The organism is Serratia inhibens (assembly GCF_003591175.1).
GTDB classification, from domain to species: Bacteria; Pseudomonadota; Gammaproteobacteria; order Enterobacterales; family Enterobacteriaceae; genus Serratia; species Serratia inhibens.
Window position 1 is genome coordinate 1078326 of record NZ_QYYG01000001.1, and the last position, 26975, is coordinate 1105300.

27 protein-coding genes and 3 tRNA genes are annotated in these 26975 nt (G+C 54.2%); 13 read left to right on the forward strand and 17 right to left on the reverse strand.

The window, feature by feature from the left end:
* Positions 1 to 112: 112 nt before the first annotated feature.
* On the forward strand, positions 113 to 1615 hold the full coding sequence (gene proP, locus D4100_RS05200) for a glycine betaine/L-proline transporter ProP (protein ID WP_006322580.1): 1503 nt from the start codon (positions 113 to 115) through the stop codon (positions 1613 to 1615).
* A gap of 350 nt (positions 1616 to 1965) precedes the next feature.
* Here proP and eptB read toward each other — a convergent pair whose 3' ends face one another.
* Positions 1966 to 3618 carry a kdo(2)-lipid A phosphoethanolamine 7''-transferase gene (gene eptB / locus D4100_RS05205; protein ID WP_006322581.1) on the reverse strand — a complete coding sequence of 551 codons (1653 nt, stop codon included), beginning with the start codon at positions 3616 to 3618 and terminating at the stop codon, positions 1966 to 1968.
* A 465-nt stretch (positions 3619 to 4083) separates the two neighbouring features.
* Here eptB and D4100_RS05210 point away from each other — a divergent pair, with 465 nt between their 5' ends.
* Positions 4084 to 4392: a hypothetical protein gene (locus D4100_RS05210; RefSeq protein WP_244941635.1), complete on the forward strand. Its 309-nt coding sequence runs from the start codon at positions 4084 to 4086 to the stop codon at positions 4390 to 4392.
* 912 nt (positions 4393 to 5304) lie between these two features.
* Here the strand turns inward: D4100_RS05210 and D4100_RS05215 are convergent.
* The 6 genes from D4100_RS05215 to uvrY form a co-directional block, all read right to left on the reverse strand.
* A tRNA-Leu gene (locus D4100_RS05215) sits at positions 5305 to 5390 on the reverse strand.
* A gap of 10 nt (positions 5391 to 5400) precedes the next feature.
* Positions 5401 to 5474 (reverse strand) — tRNA-Cys (locus tag D4100_RS05220).
* A 56-nt stretch (positions 5475 to 5530) separates the two neighbouring features.
* Positions 5531 to 5606 (reverse strand) — tRNA-Gly (locus D4100_RS05225).
* A gap of 145 nt (positions 5607 to 5751) precedes the next feature.
* Complete coding sequence (gene pgsA, locus D4100_RS05230; RefSeq protein ID WP_004942945.1) at positions 5752 to 6300, reverse strand: CDP-diacylglycerol--glycerol-3-phosphate 3-phosphatidyltransferase; 549 nt, start codon at positions 6298 to 6300, stop codon at positions 5752 to 5754.
* A gap of 57 nt (positions 6301 to 6357) precedes the next feature.
* A complete protein-coding gene (uvrC, locus tag D4100_RS05235; RefSeq protein ID WP_119803380.1) occupies positions 6358 to 8190 on the reverse strand; it encodes an excinuclease ABC subunit UvrC in 1833 nt (610 codons plus the stop codon).
* The gene (gene uvrY, locus D4100_RS05240; protein WP_006321716.1) at positions 8183 to 8839 is read right to left on the reverse strand and encodes a UvrY/SirA/GacA family response regulator transcription factor; all 657 of its coding nucleotides are present in this window, start codon (positions 8837 to 8839) and stop codon (positions 8183 to 8185) included. Before uvrY ends, uvrC begins: the two co-directional genes overlap by 8 nt.
* 783 nt (positions 8840 to 9622) lie before the next feature.
* Between uvrY and D4100_RS05245 the strand changes: the two genes are divergently transcribed.
* Positions 9623 to 9847: a DUF2594 family protein gene (locus tag D4100_RS05245; RefSeq protein ID WP_006321715.1), complete on the forward strand. Its 225-nt coding sequence runs from the start codon at positions 9623 to 9625 to the stop codon at positions 9845 to 9847.
* 106 nt (positions 9848 to 9953) lie between these two features.
* Positions 9954 to 10295 carry a GlpM family protein gene (locus D4100_RS05250; protein ID WP_006321714.1) on the forward strand — a complete coding sequence of 114 codons (342 nt, stop codon included), beginning with the start codon at positions 9954 to 9956 and terminating at the stop codon, positions 10293 to 10295.
* Between the two features lie 15 nt (positions 10296 to 10310).
* On the opposite strand, the gene D4100_RS05255 is transcribed toward D4100_RS05250, so the two are convergent.
* The 3 genes from D4100_RS05255 to D4100_RS05260 all read right to left on the reverse strand — a co-directional run bounded on the left by D4100_RS05255 (position 10311) and on the right by D4100_RS05260 (position 12296).
* Positions 10311 to 10742 carry a hypothetical protein gene (locus D4100_RS05255; RefSeq protein WP_006321713.1) on the reverse strand — a complete coding sequence of 144 codons (432 nt, stop codon included), beginning with the start codon at positions 10740 to 10742 and terminating at the stop codon, positions 10311 to 10313.
* Positions 10743 to 10971: 229 nt separating this feature from the next.
* Complete coding sequence (locus tag D4100_RS25575) at positions 10972 to 11283, reverse strand: hypothetical protein (RefSeq protein ID WP_147417740.1); 312 nt, start codon at positions 11281 to 11283, stop codon at positions 10972 to 10974.
* Positions 11284 to 11597: 314 nt separating this feature from the next.
* Positions 11598 to 12296 carry an extensin-like domain-containing protein gene (locus D4100_RS05260; RefSeq protein ID WP_119803382.1) on the reverse strand — a complete coding sequence of 233 codons (699 nt, stop codon included), beginning with the start codon at positions 12294 to 12296 and terminating at the stop codon, positions 11598 to 11600.
* 238 nt (positions 12297 to 12534) lie between these two features.
* Between D4100_RS05260 and D4100_RS05265 the strand changes: the two genes are divergently transcribed.
* On the forward strand, positions 12535 to 12894 hold the full coding sequence (locus tag D4100_RS05265; RefSeq protein ID WP_006321710.1) for a hypothetical protein: 360 nt from the start codon (positions 12535 to 12537) through the stop codon (positions 12892 to 12894).
* Positions 12895 to 12951: 57 nt separating this feature from the next.
* On the opposite strand, the gene D4100_RS25745 is transcribed toward D4100_RS05265, so the two are convergent.
* From D4100_RS25745 to D4100_RS05285, 5 genes are read right to left on the reverse strand one after another with little or no spacing between them, the layout of a single operon-like run.
* Positions 12952 to 13107, reverse strand: coding sequence for a hypothetical protein (locus D4100_RS25745; RefSeq protein ID WP_167669654.1), 156 nt, complete (start codon positions 13105 to 13107; stop codon positions 12952 to 12954).
* 48 nt (positions 13108 to 13155) lie between these two features.
* Complete coding sequence (locus D4100_RS05270) at positions 13156 to 14418, reverse strand: NAD(P)/FAD-dependent oxidoreductase (protein WP_006321709.1); 1263 nt, start codon at positions 14416 to 14418, stop codon at positions 13156 to 13158.
* Positions 14411 to 14671, reverse strand: coding sequence for a (2Fe-2S)-binding protein (locus D4100_RS05275; RefSeq protein WP_006321708.1), 261 nt, complete (start codon positions 14669 to 14671; stop codon positions 14411 to 14413). The genes D4100_RS05270 and D4100_RS05275 overlap by 8 nt, the downstream gene beginning before the upstream one ends.
* Positions 14668 to 15792 carry an NAD(P)/FAD-dependent oxidoreductase gene (locus D4100_RS05280; RefSeq protein WP_006321707.1) on the reverse strand — a complete coding sequence of 375 codons (1125 nt, stop codon included), beginning with the start codon at positions 15790 to 15792 and terminating at the stop codon, positions 14668 to 14670. Before D4100_RS05280 ends, D4100_RS05275 begins: the two co-directional genes overlap by 4 nt.
* A complete protein-coding gene (locus D4100_RS05285) occupies positions 15792 to 16739 on the reverse strand; it encodes a 4-hydroxyproline epimerase (RefSeq protein ID WP_006321706.1) in 948 nt (315 codons plus the stop codon). Before D4100_RS05285 ends, D4100_RS05280 begins: the two co-directional genes overlap by 1 nt.
* A 389-nt stretch (positions 16740 to 17128) precedes the next feature.
* Between D4100_RS05285 and D4100_RS05290 the strand changes: the two genes are divergently transcribed.
* The 5 genes from D4100_RS05290 (at position 17129) to D4100_RS05310 (ending at position 23412) form a co-directional block, all read left to right on the forward strand.
* Positions 17129 to 17974, forward strand: coding sequence for an AraC family transcriptional regulator (locus D4100_RS05290; protein ID WP_119803384.1), 846 nt, complete (start codon positions 17129 to 17131; stop codon positions 17972 to 17974).
* Positions 17975 to 18181: 207 nt separating this feature from the next.
* Positions 18182 to 19102: a dihydrodipicolinate synthase family protein gene (locus tag D4100_RS05295; protein WP_006321704.1), complete on the forward strand. Its 921-nt coding sequence runs from the start codon at positions 18182 to 18184 to the stop codon at positions 19100 to 19102.
* Between the two features lie 57 nt (positions 19103 to 19159).
* A complete protein-coding gene (locus D4100_RS05300) occupies positions 19160 to 20770 on the forward strand; it encodes an aldehyde dehydrogenase (NADP(+)) (RefSeq protein ID WP_119803386.1) in 1611 nt (536 codons plus the stop codon).
* Positions 20771 to 20814: 44 nt separating this feature from the next.
* Positions 20815 to 22380 carry an APC family permease gene (locus tag D4100_RS05305; RefSeq protein WP_006321702.1) on the forward strand — a complete coding sequence of 522 codons (1566 nt, stop codon included), beginning with the start codon at positions 20815 to 20817 and terminating at the stop codon, positions 22378 to 22380.
* A gap of 18 nt (positions 22381 to 22398) precedes the next feature.
* Positions 22399 to 23412 (forward strand): Ldh family oxidoreductase, encoded by a 1014-nt coding sequence (locus tag D4100_RS05310; RefSeq protein ID WP_006321701.1) that lies wholly within the window; start codon positions 22399 to 22401, stop codon positions 23410 to 23412.
* A 44-nt stretch (positions 23413 to 23456) separates the two neighbouring features.
* Here D4100_RS05310 and D4100_RS05315 read toward each other — a convergent pair whose 3' ends face one another.
* Both D4100_RS05315 and D4100_RS05320 read right to left on the reverse strand, forming a co-directional pair.
* The gene (locus D4100_RS05315; RefSeq protein WP_004942906.1) at positions 23457 to 23885 is read right to left on the reverse strand and encodes a universal stress protein; all 429 of its coding nucleotides are present in this window, start codon (positions 23883 to 23885) and stop codon (positions 23457 to 23459) included.
* Between the two features lie 178 nt (positions 23886 to 24063).
* The gene (locus D4100_RS05320) at positions 24064 to 24780 is read right to left on the reverse strand and encodes an autoinducer binding domain-containing protein (RefSeq protein ID WP_119803388.1); all 717 of its coding nucleotides are present in this window, start codon (positions 24778 to 24780) and stop codon (positions 24064 to 24066) included.
* 348 nt (positions 24781 to 25128) lie between these two features.
* Between D4100_RS05320 and D4100_RS05325 the strand changes: the two genes are divergently transcribed.
* From D4100_RS05325 to D4100_RS05335, 3 genes are read left to right on the forward strand one after another with little or no spacing between them, the layout of a single operon-like run.
* Complete coding sequence (locus tag D4100_RS05325; RefSeq protein WP_244941636.1) at positions 25129 to 25500, forward strand: aminotransferase class I/II-fold pyridoxal phosphate-dependent enzyme; 372 nt, start codon at positions 25129 to 25131, stop codon at positions 25498 to 25500.
* Positions 25497 to 26669 (forward strand): MFS transporter, encoded by a 1173-nt coding sequence (locus tag D4100_RS05330; RefSeq protein WP_119803390.1) that lies wholly within the window; start codon positions 25497 to 25499, stop codon positions 26667 to 26669. Before D4100_RS05325 ends, D4100_RS05330 begins: the two co-directional genes overlap by 4 nt.
* Positions 26666 to 26896: a hypothetical protein gene (locus D4100_RS05335; RefSeq protein WP_244941637.1), complete on the forward strand. Its 231-nt coding sequence runs from the start codon at positions 26666 to 26668 to the stop codon at positions 26894 to 26896. Before D4100_RS05330 ends, D4100_RS05335 begins: the two co-directional genes overlap by 4 nt.
* Positions 26897 to 26975: the final 79 nt, after the last annotated feature.

Consider the following 26975-nt stretch of genomic DNA (forward strand, 5'->3'; position numbering starts at 1 on the left):
ATGGAATCTCTTTAAATGGAGATCAGATTAGCCACACTGATAACTTGGCAGAAGTAAAGTGAACAAGGATTGCGAATTCACGTACGACTAAAATTGATTAAGGGATGATTATATGAAGTTAAGAAAAAAACGACATAAGCCGATGCACATTAATGACATCACCATCATCGACGACAGCAAGCTGAAGAAAGCGATCACCGCGGCTGCATTAGGCAACGCGATGGAGTGGTTCGACTTCGGTGTCTACGGCTTCGTAGCCTACGCCCTTGGGCAAGTGTTTTTCCCTGGCGCCACCCCCGGCGTGCAGATGATTGCCGCACTGGCAACGTTCTCCGTCCCCTTCCTGGTACGTCCTTTAGGCGGTCTGTTCTTTGGCGCGATGGGCGATAAATTCGGTCGCCAGAAAGTCCTTTCCATCACCATTATCATCATGGCGGTGAGCACCTTCTGTATCGGCCTGATCCCGTCATATGCCTCGATCGGCATCTGGGCGCCGGTGCTGTTGCTGCTGGCCAAGCTGGCGCAGGGCTTCTCGGTGGGTGGCGAATACTCGGGCGCGGCGATCTTCGTCGCAGAATACTCGCCTGACAGAAAACGCGGCTTTATGGGCAGTTGGCTTGATTTCGGCTCTATTGCCGGCTTCGTGCTCGGCGCAGGCGTAGTGGTGCTGATTTCCAGCATCGTCGGGGAAAGCAACTTCCTCGACTGGGGTTGGCGTATTCCGTTCTTTATCGCTGCACCGCTGGGCCTGATCGGTCTGTATCTGCGTCATGCGCTGGAAGAAACCCCGGCGTTCCAGCAGCACGTGGAGAAGATGGAGAAAGAAGATCGCGATGCCATCGGCAACCCGCCGAGGACCTCGTTTAAAGAGATCGCGGCCAAACATTGGCGAAGCCTGCTGGTGTGCGTCGGTATCGTGATTTCCACCAACGTAACCTACTACATGCTGCTGACCTACATGCCGAGCTACCTGTCGCATAACCTGCACTACTCGGAAGATCACGGCGTACTGATCATCATCGCCATCATGATCGGCATGCTGTTTGTGCAGCCGGTGATCGGCCTGGCCAGCGACCGCATTGGCCGCAAGCCGTTTATCATTGGCGGCAGCATCGGGCTGCTGTTGCTGTCGATACCCTGCTTTATCCTGATCAACAGTAACGTGATTGGCCTGATCTTCGTCGGCCTGCTGGTGTTGGCCGTGCTGCTGAACTCCTTCACCGGTGTGATGGCCTCTACCCTGCCGGCGATGTTCCCGACGCATATTCGTTACAGTGCGCTGGCGATTTCGTTCAATATCTCGGTTCTGGTCGCCGGCGCTACGCCGACGGTGGCCGCCTGGTTGGTCGAATCGACCGGTAACCTGTATATGCCGGCGTACTATCTGATGGTGGTAGCGGTGATTGGCCTGATCACCGGCCTGTACATGAAGGAAACCGCCAACAAACCGCTGCGGGGTGCCACCCCGGCAGCTTCGGATCGTACGGAAGCCAGAGAGTTGCTGCAGGAAACCTACGACAACATCGAACAGAAGGTTGAGGATATCAACGAGCAGATTGCCGAGCTGGAGAAGAAAAAACAGACGCTGATCGACCAGCATCCGAAACTGGACTAAAGCTCAATCGTCCTTGGGGTTGATGCCGCTCGGTTAAGCACTGCATGATCGAAGAGCGATCCCATGGACCGGTAAAAATCCGTAATCTCATTGAAGATTACGGATTTTTTTATGCCACTTGCTCAGGCAATCGAAACCTGGAAAAAAGGCCTTAATCCCCATCCTGCCACGGGATAAAAAGCGACTGGGCCGAGCCGACTCAGCCCCCGTTTTTCACTGCGAGCGCGGGTTGGGAGATAAGCCGCCATCATGCGGTGCTTGATCGAGCTAAAACCTGCGTCAACAGACATTGCCACGCGATTTTTTAGACAAAAAAACCGCCTTGCGGCGGTTCATTGTGACTTCAGGGATCAGTTCACCTGGCACCAGTTGTGCGGCTTCACGATACCGCCGTCCGGCGAGGTATAACCGATGCAACCCAACACGCTGTCGAACAGCTTCTCATGGAACACCGGCGTTTTGGCCTGCTGCAGCGCCTTCAACTGATTAAACGCCGCTTGGTGATCGGGCTGGCTGAGAAATTTGTCGGATGCCCAGACCATGATGGGAACGGTACGCTGTTCCTTCGGCGCGTGATCGCGCGGGGTGCCGTGGAAATGCATATTTTCCGAGATCGACTCCCCGTGATCCGAGGCGTAAAACACGATGGCATTGCGGTTGCGCAGTTGATTGAACACCTGCTCGAGGAAATAATCGGTGTACAGCAAGCTGTTGTCGTACGAGTTGATCATCTCTTCCGTGGAGCAGGCATCATCAATGCCCTGGCACTCCGGCTTGTAGCGGGCAAAAGCGCGAGGATATCGTTCGGTATACATATAGTGCGAGCCTTTGGTATGCAGAATGACCAAATGCTTGCCCTGCGGATGACGGCCCAACGAATCCTGCAGCTCGTCAATCAACGCCATATCATCTACCGGCTTACCGACGTTACGTTTTTCCGCCTGAATGCTTTCTCTCAGCGCATAATCATCCGCCTGAGTTTTGTTATAGAACCAGGCTTCGCTCTGCATCGAAAACAGCTCCGAGGAAAAGCCCTGTTTTTTCAGCACCGAAAACACGTTCATTTCTTTCAGCGTCCGCTGCGGCTCTTCAGCAGCACCGCCTTCGCGCACGAACATGCAACGCAGAGAAAGCTTGGTCGAGGTGTCGCAGGAATAGCCTTGCAGCACCGCCAGGTTGGCTTCTTTATCAAGATAAGGCGTGTTGTCGCGTTGGTAGCCGTAAATCCCCATGTGATCACGTCTGGCGCTTTCACCAATCACAAACACCACATAGAGATCATTAACGTCTTTCGGCGGCTGATAGGTAAAATGCGCGGCCGGATCGAACAGATTACGGCTGTCTTCCGCCTGGCTGTAAGAGCTGTAGGTCAGCAGCCCCAACGCCGAAAGCCAGTTGGACGGCGAATAGCTGCCGGCGACCACACCGCCATAGCTGGCCATCAGTTGGTTATTTTCGCGATCGTGGCGATCCTGAACCTGCCCCATCAGTTGCAGTGGCAACCAGCAGCACAGCCCGGCGGCCAGCATGATACCGCCTTTTTTAAACAACGTAGCCCAGTTACTGCGCTTCAGTGCGGCTTCGTGCATCGGTGACAGCCAGATGAACAGCAACGGCAACAGACTCACCACCACCATCCACACGCCAAAATGCCAACCAACCGACTCTTTGGACAGATCAACATCGGTAGTCATCACCGCCGCCAGGATGCCGTAGCCGATATCGACGTGGAACAACACCATATAATAACTGGCAGCCACCGAGCTCAGCACCAGAAACGATGCCAGAACGCGGAACAGCCGACGCCCCAAAAACGAGATCAGCAGAGTGATAAAGCACACCAGACTAAAGGCCGCGACGACCTCAATGCCGATCGACAGTAAATTGTCGTAATTGAGTTGCTGATAACGGCGATAAAATATGGGGATATTGAGTAATACACCGAGATAAAACGCGATAAAGAAAGAGACCTGCAACTGGGTCCAACGTCGGAACTTCTGCATTATTGATACCATTCTCGCCAAAGTGAGTTCATAACTGCTTGCTGATACAGGTTGTGGTTGAGGGCTACGCGCTCATCCTGCTATTGAATGGTAATCTGACAGATAATTTGGGCCGACGTTGCTGCCGCAAGACAATTTATCGCTGTTATACTGTAACAAACCGTGTGTAAAGGGGATTGCCCATCAAAAACCTCGCCGGGCTAACCTGCGGTTCGGGCTGGCGGATAAGAGATTCGCGCTCAGCGCGCTTGCCGCATTTGGAACCGCCGCTCAAGAGTTTTGGCGCACAACCTGATGTTAATCCCCCCAACGCCTTCCCACTGATTCATCTTGGCAAGTTCAGATCCCCAAGCTGTTACATGAGGTTATTCCTAATTAGCCATCTGGATTGCCGCTGCCTATTGATAGGAATATTCTTATTACGTTATCGTTAACCTACCGCGAAGGCATGTACCTAAGTGGAATTTGCAGTATTTTATTTTTTTAATGGCTTCTCAGCCCGCTTCGGGCGGTGCTTTAAATTTCACCAGCGGTAAAAACACTATGATTGATTACTCTCTTTACGGTCTCGACGATAAAGACGTCGAGTTGTATCGCGAACAAATATACAACCTTGTCGGCAAGAGCGTTGTCCAGGTGCTCTTATCCAACAGACCCATCTCCAAGCAAAGCATTCTCGCCCACCTGATCAAAGAGATCGAAAGACAGCCCGAGGACTATTGCCAAAAGCTGCACAGAGCCGCTATCGAAGTCATTGGCGTTAACGGTCGTTAGCGAGAATGTGTGCGGAAACAGGCACCGGGCGCCGTCACCGTTCGGGCAGTTTTTGCCCCGGTGCGGCTCCACGAGTAAGGTACCGAGACCTGAAACCCGGTGCAAGGTGCGAAGGGTTAGTTATGAGGGCAAAGGATATTCGACTATTGGAACAACGTTGAAATAATCGAACATCACCTCAATTAGGTTACCTGGCGGGTGACAGGCAAAGCGATATATCCGGGTGCCCACGTGTTGAAGACATTGTTAGTCAGACCGATATTCAACCTGACTAAAGCGCTGGCGTAAAAGGTGTTAATCAAGGGTAACACTCATTTTTTCAAATGGTTATCGCTAGCGACACTCACCAGATATCGCATCTTTCCCCTGAGGGCACACATCGGAACTTTGCGGAATAACACCCAATAGGGAGCCCAAAGGCCCTGAGCACCCAGATAGCATTACAATAACCAATAAAAATAATCCCCCTCTCATCCAACGCTCCTTCTCTTTTTTACTCTCTGGTTATATATCACTTAGCGTTAACCGTCTTAAAAAAATGTCTGATTTTATGAGAAAATGAGGCATCCCCGACATTTAGCATTACGGAACCTTTACTGATCCCCCAGCATTTCGAGCCGAAGATTAATCCAATGGCCGTCTGGAATGTCCATAAGCTTGACGAGTTGGAAGCGGCCATCAGTGAAGCTAAAGCGCTGCCTTTGAAAATTAAGGGGGAAAACAGCATCTATGTCATAAGACGTCTCGAATCTCGAAGGTGGTCTATACGGCAAGCAGGCGATTTCTGGCCACAAAAACGTTGAACAAACGGTGAGGAATACTATGAAGAGGATTTTCAGACACAAAAAAACCGCCTTCCGGCGGCCACGACATTACTACTTATTGCTTTGATTATTCTGGAATTATTTTCCCTGGTACCCGGGGCGGGACTTGAACCCGCACAGCCATAAGCCGAGGGATTTTAAATCCCTTGTGTCTACCGATTTCACCACCCGGGCTCGGGAAAATTGGAGGCGCGTTCCGGAGTCGAACCGGACTAGACGGATTTGCAATCCGCTACATAACCGCTTTGTTAACGCGCCTTAATTCTGCTGCCTTCTTCAGGCCAAAGCTCGTGAAACACCAGCTTTGTTTAATTTGGAGCGGGAAACGAGACTCGAACTCGCGACCCCGACCTTGGCAAGGTCGTGCTCTACCAACTGAGCTATTCCCGCATCAATCAGAACTTACTGATTTTTTTGCTATCTTTCGGCGATTCACCGCTGCCGTCTGATGCGATGCATTCTACTTACCTGACGTAATGAGTCAATAAAATTGTTGTCTCATCACGTTTGTTTGACGATTTTTGCAGCGCTTTGATCAGGGTTCAAGCAAATCTTTCCGGGCGGCGTTCAAATATTGGAACATTGACCAGAAAGTCAGCACGGCCGCGATGTACAGCAGGCCGAAGGACGCATATTCAACCGTACGTTCCGGGCGCCACAGCAGCCCCACCAGCGACATCATCTGCGCCATGGTTTTGACTTTGCCAATCCACGACACCGCCACGCTGCTGCGTTTACCTATCTCCGCCATCCACTCACGCAGCGACGAGATGATAATTTCTCGGGCAATCATGGTCGCCGCAGGCAGCGTGATCCACCAGGTGTGGTAGTGCTCCGCGACCAACACCAGCGCCACCGCTACCATCACTTTGTCCGCTACCGGGTCGAGGAAAGCCCCGAAACGGGTGGTTTGCTTCCAGCGACGGGCCAGGAACCCATCAAACCAGTCGGTTATGGCAGCAAATACAAAGATGACGGCGCAAACCATCGGAGCCCAGGTGAACGGCAGGTAAAATGCCAGAACAAAGAATGGGATCAGAACTACACGAAACAGAGTAAGCCAAGTCGGTATATTCAATTGCATATGCTACGGTAACTATCTGGCTGGAGTGGGAATTAAGAGTATGTTGCTACATTGCCCTCAGTGTTTCAATGCATTGTAGATCTTTTCTGCCAATGCTTGTGAAATACCCGGCACTTTTGCAATTTCCTCAACGCTGGCGTTCAATAAAGGTTGAAGTCCGCCCATATACTTCAACAATACCTGTCGTCGTTTTGGCCCAACGCCGTCGATAAGCTCCAAAGCGCTGGTATTTCTGACTTTTGCCCTTCTCTGCCGGTGCCCGGTGATCGCATGGTTATGCGAATCATCACGGATATGCTGGATCACATGCAGCGCCGGCGAATCCGAAGGCAGAGAAATCCCCTCTCCCTCAGGTACAAAGAACAGCGTTTCCAGGCCGGCTTTGCGATCGGCACCTTTGGCAATACCAATCAGCAAAGGTTTGTTCTTATCCCAGGTGACGTTCAGTGAGTTGAACACGTCTATCGCCATGCCAAGCTGCCCCTTGCCACCATCGATAAAGATAACATCCGGGATTTTTTTCTCTTCCAGAGCTTTACCATAGCGTCGTTTCAGCACTTGCGCCATGGCGGCATAGTCATCCCCTGGCGTAATGCCGGCGATATTATAACGCCGATATTCCGAACGCAGCGGCCCGTTGCCATCGAACACCACGCAGGAAGCGACGGTCTGTTCACCCATGGTGTGACTGATGTCAAAACACTCCATGCGATTAATCTCGGAGAGATTCAGGGTCTTCGCCAATTCCGCCAACCGCTGATGAATCGTCGACTGTTGCGAAAGCTTGGTCGTCAGAGCGGTCGCAGCATTGGTGCGCGCCAATTTTAGGTAGCGTGCACGATCGCCGCGCGGTTTGCTTTGGATCTGGATCTTGCGGCCGGCCAGCTCGGAGAGCGATTCCGCCAACAGGTCTTTTTCCGGCAGATTGAAGTCCAGCAGAATTTCCGCCGGCAGGGTGCGTGACTGGCTTCCCTGTAAATAAAACTGTCCGACAAACGTCTGTACCACTTCGCTCATCTCGGTACCGCCCGGAACCTTCGGGAAGTAGCTGCGGCTGCCCAACACTTTACCCTGACGGATAAACAACACGTGCAAGCAGGCCATGCCGGCTTCAAACGCCACGCCTATCACATCCAGATCGTCGCTATTGCCCGAAACGAATTGACGCTCGGTCACGCGCCGCACCGCCTGGATTTGATCGCGGATACGCGCCGCATCTTCGAAGTTCAATGCCTTACTGGCGTTTTCCATCCGCTCGATCAACTGATGCAGCACTTGCTGATCTTTGCCGGACAGGAACAGGCGCACATAATCCACCTGCTGTTGATATTCTTCCTCACTCACCAACCCGGCAACGCAAGGCCCCAGACAACGGCCGATCTGATACTGCAAACAAGGGCGCGAGCGGTTGCGATACACGCTGTTCTCGCACTGGCGTATCGGGAATAGCTTCTGCAGCAGCGCCAACGTCTCGCGCACGGCGTAAGAGTTGGGAAACGGGCCGAAATATTCACCCTTGGCATGTTTGGCACCACGATGAACGGCCAGCCGCGGATGACTGTCTGCACTAAGAAAGATCAGGGGATAAGATTTATCGTCACGCAAAAGAACATTATATCGTGGCTGGTATAACTTTATGTAGTTATGTTCCAACAATAGCGCTTCTGTCTCGGTGTGCGTAACAGTAACGTCTATTTGTACGATATTTTTAACCAACGTCTCGGTTTTTCGGCTTCCTACCTGCTGACGGAAGTAACTGGCGAGGCGTTTTTTCAGGTCTTTGGCTTTACCGACGTAGATAACCGTACCAGTAGCGTCATACATACGATAGACGCCGGGCTGGCTGGTAACGGTGCTTAAAAATGCTTTGGCATCAAAACGGTCACTCACTGCTTAACAACGTCTCCGCATTGAACAATCCGTGTCGGATAGCCAGGTGCGTCAGTTCGACATCACCACTGATATTCAGTTTGCTGAACATACGATAACGGTAACTGTTCACCGTTTTAGGGCTGAGACTCAGTTGCTCCGAGATCTCATTAACCTTTTTGCCTTTGGTGATCATCAGCATTATCTGCAGTTCACGTTCAGACAGGCAGCTGAACGGAGTTTCCGTCTGTGGCTCCAGTTGGCTCAAAGCCATCTGCTGAGCAATATCCGACGCGATGTAGCGCTGGCCTGCCTGCACCGATCGTATGGCGTTAACCACATCCTGCGGCGCGGCCCCCTTGCTCAGATAGCCTGCGGCACCCGCCTGCATCACCTTGGCAGGCAATGGGTTTTCAGTATGAATAGTCAGCATGATGACTTTAACGTCGGGCGCATAACGTACAATCTTGCGCGTAGCTTCCAGCCCGCCAATGCCCGGCATATTCATATCCATAAGAACGATATCTACAGCATTGCCACGGCACCATTTCACGGCGTCTTCACCGCACTGGGCCTCCCCGACAACTTTTATACCTTTGATATCTTCAAGAATGCGTCGTATCCCTGCGCGCACCAGTTCGTGGTCATCAACAAGAAGAACGCTAATCAAGGAAAATTCTCCAAAAAAAGGGAGTAACGCAGTCAGCCTCTGTTATAGCCTGAGATATTACTTGTTTTTCGGCCAAGAATGAACACAGATTAATACTAACTCCCGATTAACTTTGCGAAACGGCGCTGATTTTTGAATTTTAGTCATCTACCCGCCCCGATAAAGCCGTTCTCTGCGGGCCCAAAGCCCACAGTGTAAATATTACTGAATGCGATTCCACCTTAGGATACCGCACCAATCATAAGGCGTGGGTAAAATCAGTGTAAGCAATAGCGACATGGATAATATTAACACGAACACAGTTAGCATGTAATTTATTGAAATAAAACAAAACGATGATTGCCTTTCTCCTCCTCTGGAAAAACCGTCGCGAAAGAAAATCATTCAGTATTGACTTATGTGTCAAAGAGCAAGACAGCCATGCTGATAATTTAAATAACCCGTATAAATCGATAATAACATGCCGGGCAAATACTTATTAACCCCACCGAAATAACTGCCCTCTTATTCTGCCCTCTTCCGGTTACCGTACGGATACCCCGTATTCATTAGTCCAATGCCCGCCTGCGCTATACCCCACAACCGGTAATGGCCCAGTTAATGTATCGCTAACCACCGAATGGCACGGTTCCAGCGCTATCTGTGCAGATGGATATCGGATGCTATGCTATACTCCGCACCCAGATAAATACGCATCTGCATGCCAGAATGAATGAAATCGGTGCTGATGCGCATCAAAATGCATATTGTTTCAGGCTACAGCCCAAAAAATCAGGAGAGAAAATGAGCAACGTTGATTTCACTACGTCTGCAAACCCGGAAACGCTGGCGACAGAAGTCGCCTGTCTTAAAGCAACGCTGACGCTGATCCTGAAATCGATCGGTCAGGCGGATGCCGGGAAAGTCATTATCAACATGGAGCGCTTTATCGCACAGATTGAAGACCCGGCTCAGGCCGAAATCTTTAAAAACAGCATCCAACAGATTAAACACGCTTACCGTCAATAAACTGTCGTCCATCCGGCCTGCTCTTCCTGCAGGCCTGTTTCTCCGCGAGTGATTGATCTCCCAAATTTTTTCGGGCAGTGTATTTTTATTTACGCCAGAGAAACCTATGGGCATCCTCGTTAAAGCGCTGATCGGCGCTTTGGTAGTAATCTTAATCGGCCTGCTGGCTAAAAGTCGCAGTTACTACATCGCCGGTCTGGTGCCGCTGTTTCCCACCTTTGCACTGATTGCCCATTACATTGTCGGCAGCGAACGATCGATCGAGGCGCTGAGAACCACGCTGATTTTTGGCATGTGGGCGGTTCTGCCTTATCTGGTGTATCTGATCTCGCTGTATTTATTCATCAACAGCATGAGATTGTCTTGGGCGCTGGGTGCGGCGGTGTTGTGCTGGATTGCTGCGGCGTGGCTATTGATTACTCTGTGGGGATGGTGGCAGGGGCGCTGACTGCGCCCCGCCTGATTACGGCCTGCCGGCCTGCAGCACAAAGCCGCGTCGCATATCGCCCGCAATGCGGAAGTAACGGCTCTCACCGGCGCGCAGCGTCATCGGTAACCGGCCGCTGGTGTCACGCCAGATGCACAGGCTATTTTCGACCATATCCTGCCCGATGCTAACTTCGTTATTCCCCACCGGCACCCGGAACTCGGCCTTCTCTTTTGCCGCCAGCGACGCCGCAAACTCCCCATTGATATAAACCCCGGTGCGGCAACTCCCTGCCAACATTCCGCTGTCGCGCACCACCACCACCGTGGCATAAGGCGTTTGCGGCACGCTCTGATAAAGCATCAATCGACTGGGCGGCGGCAACTCGGCCTGTTGCGGCGGAACCGCCTGCGTGGCACAGCCAGACAGCAGTAGGCTTGTAATAAGTAACACGGCGTAATGCTTCATCCTGAGCTCCTGGAAAAAACCAATCTTTATAGTAGCAAGAGAATAGGCTGCAACAGTAGCAGTCGCACGTGATCAATAGAAAAATAGGATAACTTCCAATAGGCTGGGAAGAAACACGGCGCAAAACGTATTTTCACTGCCCATCGCGGCAATGAGCAGAAAGACCACGTACGCCCAAGAAAAATCTTGGTTATTATCTTGAAATGGATAAGATTTTTCCGCAATCCATTTAAAATTTAATCATGCGTTTGTTGATGTCATCTTGAAAAATTCCTCCCACATAGTTAAATCCGTCCTCAGTGACATACACCCGCGGATAGCCGGTTTCCGACAACCCAGTCACCATGTATCCTCGACTGATCATCTCTGGGGAAGGTGCATTCATCAACGTAAGAAAACCGCGCCCCCGACACCATTGATAAAACCGGGTACGGCCATAACCAAACTCATCGCCAACGTCGGAAAGATTTTTAAATCGAACATAATCTACTGATAATGAAGATGTTTTATCATTATTTTTAGGTATTTCAGGTTTATTCAAGAAATAAAACTCCCTTTTCACGCCTTAATTATCATGAAAATCATTCATCGCTCCTGAATCTAAAAAATTTATAGGTGAATTGCAATCACATTACGAGTCATTTGAATAATATTTTTAATTATTCCAGATTGAAGAATGGGATAAATTTTCACATACCATTCAGCACTTAAAAAAAACCTTACGCAACCAATAATAAAAATGGCCTATTAGGTAAAAATCTTAAAAACATACCCGCCAAGAAATAATAAAAAACTTAGCAAAGAAATCATAACTAAAAATATTAATTATTTATTATTCGCTTTCGTCATTAATATTCATCTGCACAGCCCGTACCCCCGCATACCAAAGTGAAAATGATTTGCGTGAGCGGCGTTATATTCCGGGCCTAAGGCGCTGCCAAAAAAACCGCATCCTTCTTTGAACAACGTTCTCAGATAACTTCCCGAGGTGCTTTGCTCTGGCCAGTTTCGCAATATTGTCAGCCGTTTGCCATTCGCCAGCCGAAAACCGGCAATATCCCAAGCCTCCGCAGTGGCATGCTCACTGAGCCTTCCCACCGGACGATGATAGATATTGCGACAGGCGTAGCTGCCAAGATGATCAATACGCGCCAGCCTCACGCCAAACTGCCGTTGCGCCTGCGGCTCGGCGATTTGCCCAACGAACATTGCGCTGCTTAGCGCCAGCGGGCAACTGGCAAGAAAACTGGAACTGAGACGCACCTCACCAAAATTTTGCACCCGCACCGGCGCAACCAGCGGGCATTCGCCCTGACTGTCGCCTGGCAGGCTAAAACCTATACGCCCCGCGTCTCTGGCCTGAGTCAAAATGGCCATGCAGGCCACGGGATCATTGGCCAACAACCGCAGTTTAAGGCGTGTGACCAGGGTTGGTGGATCGTCCAGCGTCAAAGGAGCAAAAGGGTTATAACCGGGTGGCAAATAACGGCTTGCCCAAGGGAACAATAAGGCCAGCGCCAGTAATACCGAAAGTAAAACGAGCGTACGTCGCATGCCATTTTCCCCTTAGCCAAAAACATCAGTATATACCCGCCGCCTTACAGGTCGCAGCGTTGTTGGCTGCGTCCTGAAAGACAGAATGTATGGATTCGCCAGAGTAACCTCAATACCACCTAAACAATAACCATTATCATTTCCAATTTTAACATCAGTTCATTACACTCCTGCCTTGCGTTGCCTAGGATGATTCTTAGCACGTGCATTTAGGACGACAGAAAGAGTTAGGGAGACCATGAAGACGTATAATTTTTTGATTATTTTGCCATTCTTGACATTGACCGCCTGCACCCAATGGGAAAAACCCGGCGCTGGCACAACCACCCGCGATGCGGAATATGCTGAATGCAAAGGCAAAGGGTATGAACGTTTTCCGCCAGATATGGTGAGAGATTTTGAGTTCGCCTACGAAAACCAATACAAGAGTTGTAAAAAAGACAAGAAAGATTGCCCAGAAGGTTACCGTTACGAAAAACAGCCCTCGTTCAAAACGGTGCAGAATGATCGCAATGAGGCCGCCCGCTCGGCGACCATCGAGGCCTGCATGTATGGCAAAGGCTGGCATGAGAAAACCTATTACTGGCCGCAGTACTAACAACGCAGTCAACGGGTTCGGCATGCCGAACCCGGACACCCCGTCTGTAACCGGAAGTTATTGATCATCACCGTGCGGCATGCCAGTCTTCGGTTTAGGTTTATCTCCCTCCGGTTTTTTATCCTTTGCAGCCGATAGAGCGCGGCCAATCAGCCATAGCAACAGCGGCATCAGCAACAGACATAGCGCCAGCGTTATCAGTGCATTTGTCATCCTTTGCCCACCTGCTCTCTCTGGTCATTATGCCTGAGTGTAGCATGCTTATCCGTCGCTCTCGGCGCGGCCAAGCCGCACCAGCGTTTCTGTTCTGGCCGGCGTCAATGGGATCCGTGGAGCCTCCAGCGGCCAGCCAAAAAGATGACGTGCCGCCGTCGCGCAAATTTTGCCCTGACAGGCGCCCATACCGCAGCGGCTACCCAGCTTGGCCGCCGACCAGCCAGAGAACTCACGGACCTGTCCCAGCGGGACATCCTCGCAGCGGCATAACAGCGTATCGGGCATCGACAACGCTTTCAAAGCAGGGTTTAGCATAAAGGCGCGCTCTACCGCCCCAGCGAAATGCCGCCACTTATCACGCTGCGCCAGCAATGCCTGCGCCTGTTCCCTATTGCCGGTGGCGACATAGCCTGCGATAGCTCCCTCTGCCAGCGCCAACTCGCTGCCACCAACGCCGGTACAGTCTCCGGCGGCATAAATCTGCGGCAGACTGGTTTGCTGCTGCTCGTCCACAGCCACAGCATGATTGAAAATTCGACATCCCAAGAGCATCGCCAGTTCGATATTAGCCACCAGGCCAAAACCGCAGGCCAACCGATCGCAAGGCAGCGTCACCACTCGCCTGCCCTGCCGAACCCGCACCGCCTCCAGCCGTTGTTCGCCCAGCGCCTCCAGTACATAGCTGTCAGGGCGATAACGACGATTTAGCAGAGTCAATGATTGGCGTAGCTTCGTCGGCCAGCGCCACAGCCCACCGGCAAACCCCGCCAACCGCAGGACAGAGGCTTGCTCCGCCAGCACCACCACTTCGCCGCCGGCTTTGGCAACGTTATTGGCCACCGCCAGCAGCAACGGCCCGCTACCGGCAATCACCACCCGCTCCCCTTTGATTTGCAGCCCCTGCTTTATTTGCGCCTGCAACCCGCCGGCACCGGTCACCCCTGGCAGTGTCCAGCCGGGAAACGGCAGCAGAAGCTCCCGTGCGCCGCAACACAAGATCAACCGTTGATAATCGACGAGTCCGCTGCCCAAAGCACCTTCATAGAGGATTTGCTGCGGCCCGTAATGAGCCACGATTTTAACGGCGTTGAGTAACGTCACGTTATTCAGCGCCTCAACGGCCTGCCGATACTGCTGCGCAAGCACTGGCAATATTACTCCCGGCCCATCGCGCCAAATTTGTCCGCCTGGGCGGGGGTTATCGTCCAACACCAGCACCGACTGGCCACTTTGCGCAGCGGCGCGGGCTGCCGCTAACCCAGCAGGCCCTCCACCGATAATCAGCACATCGCACGTCAGATTACTCATCATCGCTCCTCTCAATACGCATGCCTGATTGGCACAGGGTCTGGCACGCCAACCGTCGCAGGCCATTCACCGTAACGCGGCACTCCTGGCAAATACCCATGCCACAAAACGGCGCTCGCGGCAGTTGGCTGACCGAGTGACGACAACGATCCTGCCCGCTCAGGCTAAGCGCTGCTGCCACGCTGATGCCCTCCGGCACGCGTAAGCTTTCCCCCTCGATTGTGAGTGTCAGCAAATTATCCTCCTGGCTCATACCGACAATACCTCCGTGCCAAACATCCGCGCAGCAAGATAGGGAGTGTCGTCAATCGCTGGCCGGTGATTCTGGATCTGCGCCGCAATCAGTGCGGCGCTGCCCAATGCGGTTGTCACCCCCAACCCCTCATGCCCCAATGCCAGCCATAACCAGGAGTGCTGCGGGTGCGGCCCCAATAGCGGCAAACCATCGGCCGAAGCGGCGCGCAGGCCGGTCCAGCAGCGGATAATATTCAGTTGCGCCAACGCGGGTAAAAAGGTTTGGGCGCGCGCCAGCATCGCCGCCAGTATTGGCATGTCTATGTCGGTGTCTAAGGTGCCAAATTGGCGGGAAGAACCAATCAGCAATTGGCCTGTCGGGCGCGCCTGAACGTTAAACGCCACTGAAGTGCCGTCGCAGGCATGCGCACTGGCGCCATAGCCCAGTTCAACCAATTGATGGCGAACCTGCCGTGGGTAGCGATCGGTGATCGCCAAGTGCCCTTTTTTGGCTTTCAACAACGGCTGCGCCAACAGCCGATCGGCCTGGAGGCCGCAGGCAAGCACCACTACGGGTGCAGTCAGGCGCTCACCGCTGGCCAGCACCACCGTTTGATCCTCCAGCATGACAGCCTCGCCGGCAACCACGCCGATCGCCGCTCCCGCATCGGTCTGTAACCAGCGGGCAACGTTGGGCGCATACACAATGCCATCGCCCGGCACCCGTAACCCGCCCGCCAGGCCGGGCCGCAGCATCGGCTCAAGACGGGTAACCTGCTCAGCACCGAGCGTCTCGCTAAGCACGCCATATTCCGCCATTCGCCGCAGCTTCAGTTCGGCAATCGCCATTTCATCTTCACGCTCCGCTAACCAGAGCGTGCCGCAACCTCGCCAGGCGCAGCTTTCCGGCATGCGATCCACTACATCGCGCCACAATTGCAACGAATAAGCGCTTAAGGCCAATTCAGCGGGGTTATCATCCATGCAGACCAGGTGTCCCATGCCTGCTGCCGTGGCACCAGGGCGCTGATTATCCACCAGCAAGACCCGATGCCCTTCCTGCGCCAGCCTCCAGGCACAGGCCGCACCTATAATGCCGGCGCCTATCACTATCGCTTCCGCGCACCTGCCGGTGACCATCAACGGATCCCCCAGACGAAGGGGTCATGCTCATCCAGCAATAACCGGCTGTCGGCGCAAACGTACGCTTGCCCGCGAATAAAAGGGGTTATGCGATCGCCATCAGGGCGGTAATAACCGCTGAACTCGCTACCCATCACGCTCGCCTGGCGCCAGACCTCATCCGGCTGCAATTTGCCGTCGGCCGCCAGACAAGCCAGCTTGGCGCTGGTGCCGGTCCCACAAGGCGAACGATCATAGGCCTTGCCGGGGCATAGCACGAAGTTGCGGCTGTCAGCCTGCGGGTCGTCGGTGAACAGTTCAATGTGATCGATAACACCGCCGTCTTCCCCATAAACGCCCGCCAGCTCCAGCGCCTGACGCACCGCCCAGCAAAAGGCGGTGAGCGCCTCCAGATTTTGCCTGTTGATGGCCAGAGGATGTTCGGCAATCAGGAAAAACCAGTTTCCCCCCCAGGCGATATCGCCCGTCACCGCGCCATAGCCCTTTACCTCAACCGACACCTGGCGACGAAAACGGTAGGCGGGTACATTTTCCACCGTGACGCTGCCATCTTGATGCAACGTGGCACTTACCGTGCCGACAGGGGTTTCAATCAAATGCTCGCCGGCGCGGATCCTCCCCAGATAGGCCAGCGAGGCAACCAGCCCGATAGTGCCGTGGCCGCACATGCCCAGATAGCCGGCATTGTTGAAGAAAATCACCCCGGCGGTGGCTTGTGGTGAACAGGGTTGGCACAGCAATGCTCCCACCAGCACGTCATTGCCACGGGGCTCCAGAATCACGGCGCTTCGCCAGTCGTCATACTGCTGCGCAAACAACGCCTTGCGTTCCGCCATACTGCCGCTGCCCAGATCGGGGAACCCCTCAATAATCAATCGGGTGGGTTCCCCGCCGGTGTGGGAATCGATCGCCCGCAGTACGGTGAAATGCGAAGAAATTGCCATCGGAGTCTCCTGGGTTAATAGCCTGTTACCTATAGCCTTAGCCTGACCGAATACGCCGACGAGAGCTTGATGCATTTCGGCGCGGTAAATGCAGAAATCAGCACAATGCACACAACGGCGTTTACCCCATGCCGCCTAACCCAGTTGCAGCGGTCATAAGAATGACTTATTTATCACTATGTTATTGATATGCTATTTCTAAAACTGCGAGGCGGCAGCCGTTGCTCTTGCTAAAAACTGCGCTGCAAAAAGAAAAAGTATGCGGCAATGCGCATATTTGGCAGCTGCGCTTGAAAAGTTATCAGAAAGTTAATATTGATTAACGGCGCCAGGAATGGCCTGCCCGGGCCGCCTCAGGTTCGGTGTCAAACAGCGGGGAAGGTATTGCTATGCGATTGGCCCATGACCATCAGGTTGTTACTTCTCCTCAGCCCGCAACAGATGAGCAGGAAGATGACGTATTTGCCGTAGAACAGCTGTCCCGGCTGTGCGATGGCCTGGCGCAACAGCGCCCTAACAACCTGCACGAATTGCTGAACTCGCTGGCGCTGATCGCCCCGCTGCTCAACGCCATTCCCAACGTGGTGTTCTTTATCAAGGATGCGCAGGCGCGTTACCTGTTGGCAAATCTGACGCTGGCCAAGCGCTGTGGGTTTAAAACCGTCATGCCCTTGCTGGGAAAAACCTCGGCGGACGTCTTTCCCGCCCAGCTTGGATCGGGTTACACCGAGCAGGATCTCCGGGTGCTGCGCCACGGGGTGCTGATTCAGGATCAGCTGGAAATGCATCTGTATAACGGTCGGGAAACCGGCTGGTGCCTGACGCAAAAGCTGGCACTGTACGACGCGCAGGGCAAAATCATCGGCATGGCAGGCATCTCGCATGACCTGCAGGAAGCCAAAGCCAACCACCCGGCCTATCAACGGCTGGCTGCCATCGACGTCTATATCCGCCAGCATTATGCCCGGCCGATCGCTCTCGAAGAGCTAACGGTGCTCACCGCGCTTTCCGTGGCGCAGATAGAACGCTACTGCAAACGCATTTTTCACCTTACGCCGCGCCAGATGATCCACAAGGTTCGGTTGGAAAAAGCGACCGAATTGCTGGCCGGCGATTTGCCCATCACCGACATTGCCCTGCAATGCGGCTATACCGATCACAGCGCTTTCAGCCGTCAGTTCAAGTCGATGACCGGCTTGACGCCACGCGCCTTTCGGCTCACGGCAACCCCTTAACCGTCTGATATTACCGCTCATTCCTCTTTTCTCGGCTGAATAACCCTCAGGCTTTTTGCCGCCCGATGATCTGCGCAACTGTGCCAATTTCGTCGTGGCATTCGGCGAAAACCGTCAAGCCCCTGCGAACAATACAGGTCAATCTGTGGTTGGATTTCACCAATAGTTCACCATCGATTAACAAACTTGGACGACAGGATAAACACTATGAGTCATAAAGCCATTAAATGGAGCGGCGTGTTCCCGGCGGTCAGCACCCAGTTCCGCAGTGATTTCTCTCTGGATCTCGACGCCACTCATACGGTGATCAAAAACCTGGTCAAGGACGGCGTTTCAGGTCTGGTGGTATGCGGCACCGTCGGCGAAAACACTTCATTGACGGTACAGGAAAAGCTGTCAGTCATTGAGGTCGCGCGGGATGCGGCCCAGGGCAAGGTACCGGTGATCGCCGGCATCGCCGAATTCACTACTGCCTTTGCGCGCAATATGGCGCTCGAAGCGCAGAAAGTCGGTGTCGACGGCATTATGGTAATGCCGGCCCTGGTTTACTCCGCCAAACCCCACGAAACCGCTGCGCACTTTCGCAGCGTCGCCACCGCCACCGATCTGCCGATCATGGTCTACAACAACCCGCCCATTTATAAAAACGACGTAACGCCCGACATCCTGACCTCGCTGGTCGACTGCGAAAACATCGTGTGTTTCAAAGACTCTTCCGGCGATACCCGCCGCTTTATCGATCTGCGCAACGAGGTTGGCGATCGCTTCGTCCTGTTCGCCGGGCTGGATGATGTGGTGCTCGAAAGCATCGCTGTCGGGGCCGAAGGTTGGATATCCGGGATGTCCAACGCCTTCCCGCGTGAAGGTGAAACGCTGTTCCGTCTGGCGAAGCAAAAACGCTTTGAAGAAGCGCTGTCGCTATACCGTTGGTTTATGCCGCTGTTGCACCTCGATGCGCGGCCGGATCTGGTGCAGTGCATCAAGCTGTGTGAAGAGCTGGTGGGCCGCGGTAGCGCCGTTACCCGTCCCCCACGCCTGGCGCTGCAAGGCGACACGCTGGCGGAAGTCACCGCAGTGGTCCAAAAAGCGCTGGCAAACCGCCCCGAACTGGCGGATGTCGGGCTGTAATCGCCGCCTTCGCCCGGCCGTCTGCCGGGCATTCTCATTTTTTCTGACGGGGGATACATGCCCAATATCCATACTATCCGCGGCCAACAGTTTATCGGTGGCAAACGCTGCTCCGGGGGAGAAGCTACGCTGGTCAGCCTGCGAGCCGATAACGGCCAACCAACCGGCCACCGTTTCCATCAGGCAACCACCGTTGAAGCCGCATCCGCAGCCGAGGCTGCCGCACAGGCCTTCATTGCCTATTCACAAATCAGCGCCGAGCGCCGGGCTGCATTTCTTGAGGCCATTGCCGATCAACTGGACGCGCTGGATGAGGATTTCTTCGCCTTCGCCATGCTGGAGACCGCCCTGCCCTTGGCTCGCCTGAGCGGCGAGCGCACCAGAACCAGCGGTCAGATACGGTTATTTGCCACCCTATTGCGTCGCGGCGATATGCACGGCGCACGCATAGACTGCGCTCTGCCACAGCGAGCGCCATTACCACGCCCGGATCTGCGGCAGTATCGCACCGCTATCGGCCCGGTAGCGGTGTTCGGCGCCAGCAACTTTCCGCTGGCGTTCTCCACCGCAGGCGGGGACACGGCGGCCGCATTGGCTGCGGGTTGCCCGGTCGTGTTCAAGGCGCACGGCGGCCATATGATCACCGCAGAGCTGACCGCACAGGCGATTGAACGGGCCCGAGAGCAGCAGCAAATCCCGGCCGGCGTATTCAACATGATTTACGGCGATCGCATTGGCGCCGAGCTGGTACAGCACCCGGCGATCCAGGCGGTGGGCTTTACCGGCTCGCTGCGGGGTGGCAGAGCCCTGTTCGATCTGGCCATGCGCCGCCCACAGCCTATTCCGGTGTTTGCCGAAATGTCGAGCATTAACCCGCTGATCGTGATGCCCCAGGCTCTGGCCCGACGTGGGCAGAAAATCGCTCAGGAACTGGTTGCCTCATTCACCCTGGGGTGCGGCCAGTTCTGCACCAAGCCGGGGTTGATCCTCGGCCAGCGCGGTGCGGCATTCAGCCGGTTGATTAACGAGTTAAACACGCTGATAAACGCTGCCGCACCGCAGCCAATGCTGAACACCGGCACTCTGACGCATTACCGCAACGGATTAAAAACGCTCGAAGAGGTGCCGGGCATTCGCCATCTGGCCGGCAACCGCGAGCAGCAACCGCATCTGGCCGCTCCACAGCTTTATCAGGCCGACGTCAATCTGCTGCTGAGTGGCAACCCTTTGCTGCAGGAGGAAGTTTTTGGTCCGATGGCCGTCCTGGTGGCGGTGGAAGACAACCGTCAACTGGCTGCCGTGCTGGAAGGCCTGCAAGGGCAACTGACCGCCACCCTGCTGGCGGAGGAAGATGATCAAGCCGACGCGGCACCGCTGGCCCAATTGCTGACTCGCAAGGCCGGGCGAGTACTGTTCAACGGGTATCCCACTGGGGTAGAGGTCTGTGACGCCATGGTGCACGGCGGCCCTTATCCGGCGACCAGCGACGCACGCGGCACTTCGGTAGGCACGCTGGCCATCGAACGTTTTCTGCGCCCGGTCTGCCTGCAAAATTACCCTGCGGCGCTACTCCCCCCACCGTTGCAAGACAGCAATCCACTTGGCCTGTTGCGGCTGGTTAACGGTATTTATACCCGGGATCCCATTACTTTATCTACCAACGACTAGCCAGGCCGTATCTGAATGCCATCAAATAACAAGAGGGTAACCCCATGACAACCCAAGGCAAATTCAAGAAGCAGCTTACGCTCACCGATCTGACGTTTATTGGTCTGGGCGCTATATTTGGCTCCGGTTGGCTATTTGCCGCCAGCCACGTCTCATCCATTGCCGGCCCGGCGGGCATTTACTCCTGGCTTATCGGTGGCCTGGCCGTTTTGTTGCTCGGCATTGTTTATTGCGAACTGGGTGCAGCTCTGCCACGCGCTGGCGGCATCATCCGTTATCCGGTATTTTCCCACGGCGAACTGATGGGCTATCTGTTGGGGTTTATCACTCTGATCGCCTTCTCCAGCCTGATATCGATCGAGATCGTCGCCGCCCGCCAGTACGCCGCCGCCTGGTTTCCCTTTCTGAGCCAACCCGGTTCCGGCGACCCGACGCCGATCGGCTGGGTCGTGCAGCTGGTGCTGCTGTGTTTCTTTTTCGCCCTTAACTACTACAGTGTCAAAACCTTTGCCAAATCCAACAACCTGATTAGCGTGATTAAATTCGTGGTGCCGCTGTTGGTGATCGTGGTGTTGTTCAACTTCTTCAAACCCGAAAATTTGTATAGCCAGGGCTTTGCACCCTTCGGTTCCGCCGGGGTAGAGGCGGCCATTTCGGCAGGCGGGATTATCTTCGCTTACCTCGGCCTGACGCCGATTATCTCGGTCGCCAGCGAGGTGCAAAACCCGCAGCGCACTATCCCCATCGCGCTGATCCTGTCCGTGGTGCTGTCCACCATCATCTACGTGCTGCTGCAAGTGGCTTTCCTCGGCAGCATTCCCAGCGAGATGTTGAGTGGTGGCTGGGCCGGTATCAGCCGGCAATTCTCACTGCCTTACCGCGATATCGCCATCACGCTGGGGATGGGGTGGCTGGCGTTCCTGGTGGTGAGCGATGCGATTATCTCGCCGAGCGGCACCGGCAATATCTATATGAACGCCACGCCGCGCGTGATCTACGGCTGGGCGCGCGCCGGCACCTTCTTTAAAATATTTACCCACGTCGACGGCGAGTCCGGCATTCCGCGCCCCGCGCTGTGGCTGACCTTTGGTCTGTCGATCTTCTGGACGCTGCCCTTCCCCTCCTGGGAGAAGCTGATCGGCGTAGTGTCCGCCGCGCTGGTACTGAGTTACGCCATTGCGCCCGTCACCGCCGCCGGTCTGCGTCGTAATGCGCCGGACCTGCCCCGCCCATTCTTCGTGAGAGGTTTTGGCGTGCTCGGTCCGCTGTCATTCATCATCTCGGCACTTATCGTTTACTGGTCCGGATGGAACACCGTTTCCTGGCTGCTTGGCCTGCAGATCCTGATGTTCGTGGTCTATATCCTGTTCAAAAACAAGGTGCCCACCCATGCCGTCAGCCTGCGGCAGCAGATCTGGTCCTCACTGTGGCTGATCGGCTTCTATGCGCTGATTATTGTGGCGTCTTATCTCGGTAGCTTTGGCGGTATCAATGCCATCGGCCACCCGTGGGATACCCTAATGGTGGCGGTCATTGCGCTGGTGATTTACTACTGGGGCGCCTATACCTGTTTACCCAAGGCGAATTTCGACGGTGATGAAGAAGAGTAGCCGCAAAGGAGAAATCTAATGACGCAAACCCAGACTCTGTCACTGAGCGAGGCCTATCATCTCGCGCTGCGCGCACTGCGCAGCAACGGTTTCAGCGCTGAACATGCCGATGCCGTCGCGCAAAATGTGACTGCCGGTGAACGTGATGGCTGCGCCTCGCACGGCCTATACCGGGTGCTCGGTTGCGTGCGAACGCTACTGGCCGGCAAGGTGTCCGCCAGCGCCGTTCCTGTGCTTTCCGACAGCGCTCCGGCGATCCTGCGGGTGGACGCCAACGATGGTTTTTCACTGCTGGCTTACCGCAGCGCACTGCCTGCTTTTGTCGACAAGGTCCGCGCTAACGGCATAGCGGCGTTGGCCATTAACCACTGTGTGCATTTTTCCGCCCTGTGGGCCGATATCGAACCCTTAACCGAGCAAGGACTGGTGGCGCTGGCATGCACCCCCAGCCATGCCTGGGTCACCCCCGCCGGGGGAACCCGTCCGTTGTTCGGCACCAACCCTATCGCCTTTGGCTGGCCACGCCCGCAACGCCCACCCTTTATCTTTGATATGGCTACCAGCGCCGCGGCACGTGGCGAAATCGAGCTGCACCGCCGCGCCGGCACACCGCTGCCGGAAGGATGGGGAATTGATGAGCGGGGTCAACCTTCAACCGACCCGGACAGCGTGTTGCAGGGCGCGATGCTGACCTTTGGTGGCCATAAGGGATCGGCGCTGGCAGCAATGGTCGAGCTGCTCGCCGGGCCGTTGATTGGCGATATGACCAGTAAGGAATCGCTGGCCTACGATCGGAAGACCGGCTCCTCTCCTTACGGCGGCGAATTGATTATCGCCATGGATCCCGATCGTTTTATGGGGGCCGACAAAGAGGTTCACTTTGCCAGAGCGGAAGCCTTGTTCACCGATATGTCCGGGCAAGGGGCGCGCATTCCAGGGGAGCGGCGTTTTCAGATGCGGCAATACAGCGAGCAGCACGGCGTTACCTTGCCACTGGCGTTGTATGAAGAAATCGTGGCCCTCTGCCGTTAAATGATACAGGCCCGCAAGCTGAACGGCGGGCCTGATTTAACGAATTATCTGACCACCATGACCGAGATATTGGCGTGGCGCACAATCGCCGCTGCATTAGATCCCAGCAGGTAAGTTTTCACGCTCGGACGGCGCGAACCTATGATGATCAAATCCGCTTTGATTTCCTCAGCCAATTCCAGCACCTGATCGCGCGGGGAGCCAAAGCTGATGGTGTAATCCAGACGTTCCAGCGGAATATCAATTTCCGACATGATTTTTTTGAGCTTATCTACCGCTTTTACTTCCGCTTGATTCTCAAACTCCTTGATGCCAAACGAATAGGCGGTAACGAACGCTGAAGCGTCCGGCAGCGCGTGGAAGAAATGCACTTTGGCTCCGGAAATTTTCGCCAGGTACTCGACATTCTTCAAGGCATGCTCTGTCAGCAGATCTTCTTCGATATCTATCGGCACTAGTATGGTCTTGTACATATTACATCCCTTCTATGTAAACCTTGGTGCCTATAGGGTACTGCCGGTAGAAAGGTGCGTGAACCGCTTTCTTGCGCTTTTGTGATCGCCGGTAACTCCTGTCCAGGATAATTGACTATTTAACAAAATATAAACATAGCGAAGTTAACAGCTAGCCGATTAATTATTTCAACACCCGTTAAATAAGTTGCAAATACACTGCTTTCGCCGTAGCGGCGGTTTTATTGGCCACTGACAGTTTTTTAATCGAATTACCAATATGAAAATTCACCGTCCTTTCACTCAACCCCAGAAGCATGGCAATTTCCTCTGAAGTTTTACCTTCGCTGCACCAGCGTAAAATATCCTTTTCACGCAGCGTCAACACGTCTTTGATCGCCTCGTCGTTCACCGATATCAATGCTTCGCGCAACGTTTTATGGGCTATCTGCGCCAACCACAAAAAGAAGGTTTCGTTATGCGCACCTATCTGCGACGACTGCTCAGGGATTTTTTTGCCGGCAAAGGTGAGAATGCCCAACCGGCCGTAGCAGTCCTTGATCGACTGTGACCAGCCTTCACTAATGCCGAACTGCGCCATACGCCACCACAGCTCCGGTTTATCTTGATAGAACCCTTCGTCCCAATGAAACTGCAGAGTGGAATGATGGGCCTGGTCGATAACCGGATCCTGCAGATAGGCCCGCAACTTGCGGTAGTCCGCCAGATATTCGGCAGGATAGTTCCCTTTTATCTGCATTTTGGGCCGGCTGGCGGGGTAACATGAAAATACGGTATAGGAATAGTATTCGAAGCCCAGCGTCCGAGCGCAGAGTTCCAGACGGCGTAAAAAAAGCTCGCAGTCGTGCACGCTGCCGAGTAAAGCGTCCATCAAAGGCTGAATACGGGTGTTCATAAAACACGTTCTCCAGAAAGCGGTACCGGATAATCGATAAGTGACATTAACTATAGTAGGGGCACCCAGGCTGCAACAGCCGTTTCATAGTATAAAAAATACGATGGCTATAACAAAAAAAGCTATGGTTATCCGAACGCTAATAAATAACGTTTTTAACGCTGACTAATAACCGGAATTACGCGAATATCATAACCGCCTATTATTGTAAACCTGTCACTTTTACCGTTAGACAGTAATCTCGCTGCCAATTACCTTCGCCATAGGCACCCGGTGCCGTTCCAAATCCAAATAAATTATAAGCATTTTCGCATTCTGCAATGCAGAAAAAACTCACGGGGATTTTCTATGGCAGAGAATTATTCGGCAATACGTTCAGCCACCGTTATTGGTACGCACAATAATCAACGCAAACACCTGCTGGCGATTATCGATCATCTTAAGTCCGGCCTGCGCGCCGCCGGTATCCCACTGGTTTCGGAAGACTGCCGCATTCTGCCGGTGCCGGTCGGCGATCCGCACCGGAACAAACACAGCGGCAAGGTGCTGCTCGATGAGTACGATATTTACGTGCAGCCGGTGAACGCTCCGACGGTCCCGGCAGGCAGCAAGCGTTTGCACGTTACACCGACCTCTGCCCATATTCATGAGGATGTGGATTATTTCCTGGCGGCATTAAGTAAAGTCTGGGCCGCCAATGAATTACGGAGAACAGGATGACGTTGACGGATTATAAAGGCCATTTTCTCACGCTTTGTCTGATGGCGACCGGCACCTTTGCCATTGGCACCGATGCGTTTATCGTCGCCGGCGTGCTTACCGAGATTTCCGATACCTTTACTGTCGGCCCCGCTCAGACGGGGCAGTTAATCTCGGTGTTTGCCCTCGCCTATATGCTGTTTGCCCCGTTGACCGCCTGGCTGTTCGGTAACCTCAATCGCAAACATATTTTACAGATCGCCCTGATATTATTTATTGCCGGTAATCTGGCCTGCGCGTTTGCCGACAGCTTTTTGCAAATCTCTGCCGGCCGCGTGCTGGCAGCGTTGGGAGCCGCCGCCTACACGCCGCAAGCCGCCGCAGCCGCAGTCGGGCTGGTGTCGGAAAAGCGCCGCGGGCTGGCTATCTCCATCGTTTACGGCGGCATGACGCTGGCCATCGCCCTGGGCATTCCTTTTGGCACCTTCCTGGCCAAATTGATCGGCTGGCGGGAGATTTTTCTGCTGATTGCCCTGCTGGGCGCCGTTTCTCTGCTGGGGCTTTCACTGGCGTTGCGCGCCATTGCCGCACCGGGTAAACACACGTTGAAAGAGCGGCTTGCCCCGCTGCGACAAAAAGCGGTGCTGACAACATTGCTGATTACTTTCTTTGCCGTCTGTTCCGAGCATATTGTTTACAGCTATGTCAGCGTGCTGCTGAAAAATACCCAGCTGGGTGCGGAGGCTATTTTACCGATCGCACTGCTGGTATTCGGCGTAGGTGCCGTCATCGGCAATTTCGTGTCCGGCGTGTTGACCGATACTCTCGGCAGTAAGCTTGTGCTGCTGTTTTCGGTGACAATCCAAACGGTCTCGCTGTTTCTGCTCACCTTTTACATCACCGCCCCCTGGTGGGTGCTGGCGATCTTTCTGGTGTGGGGCATTACCGGCTGGATGTATCTGGTGCCGATCCAACACCACTTGCTGTCGCTATCGAAACGCTTTGGCGCACTGACCGTTTCGCTGAACAGCTCCGTACTCTATGCCGGCATCGCCGCCGGCGGCATGTTCGGCGGTCTGACGCTGTATACGCTGCCGGCCTATTATCTGCCGCTGTTTTCGCTGCCTCTGGGGGCCATCGCCCTGCTGCTGACGCTGCTCTTCTTCCAGGGAGAGAAAGCCAATGAATGACCGTTGCCCCGGAGCTCTACGAGCGCCACGATGACGGCGTTGCCGTTATCACCCTCAATCAGCCGGAAAAAAAGAACGCGATCAATCTGGGAATGGCGCGTCTGGTTCAAACTTATCTGCAACAGGCCGAGCAGGATGATGCGCTGAGCATCGCCCGACAAATCGCGCACAAAAGCCCGCTGGCCAGCCAAGGCTATCGTGCGCCAGGGGTTAACCCAGCCGTTTGACTATCAACAAGGCTGGGTTGAACAGGCGCGGCATGCGGCAACAACCTTCTTTTGAGAACATTCTTAGTGAATGGTAATC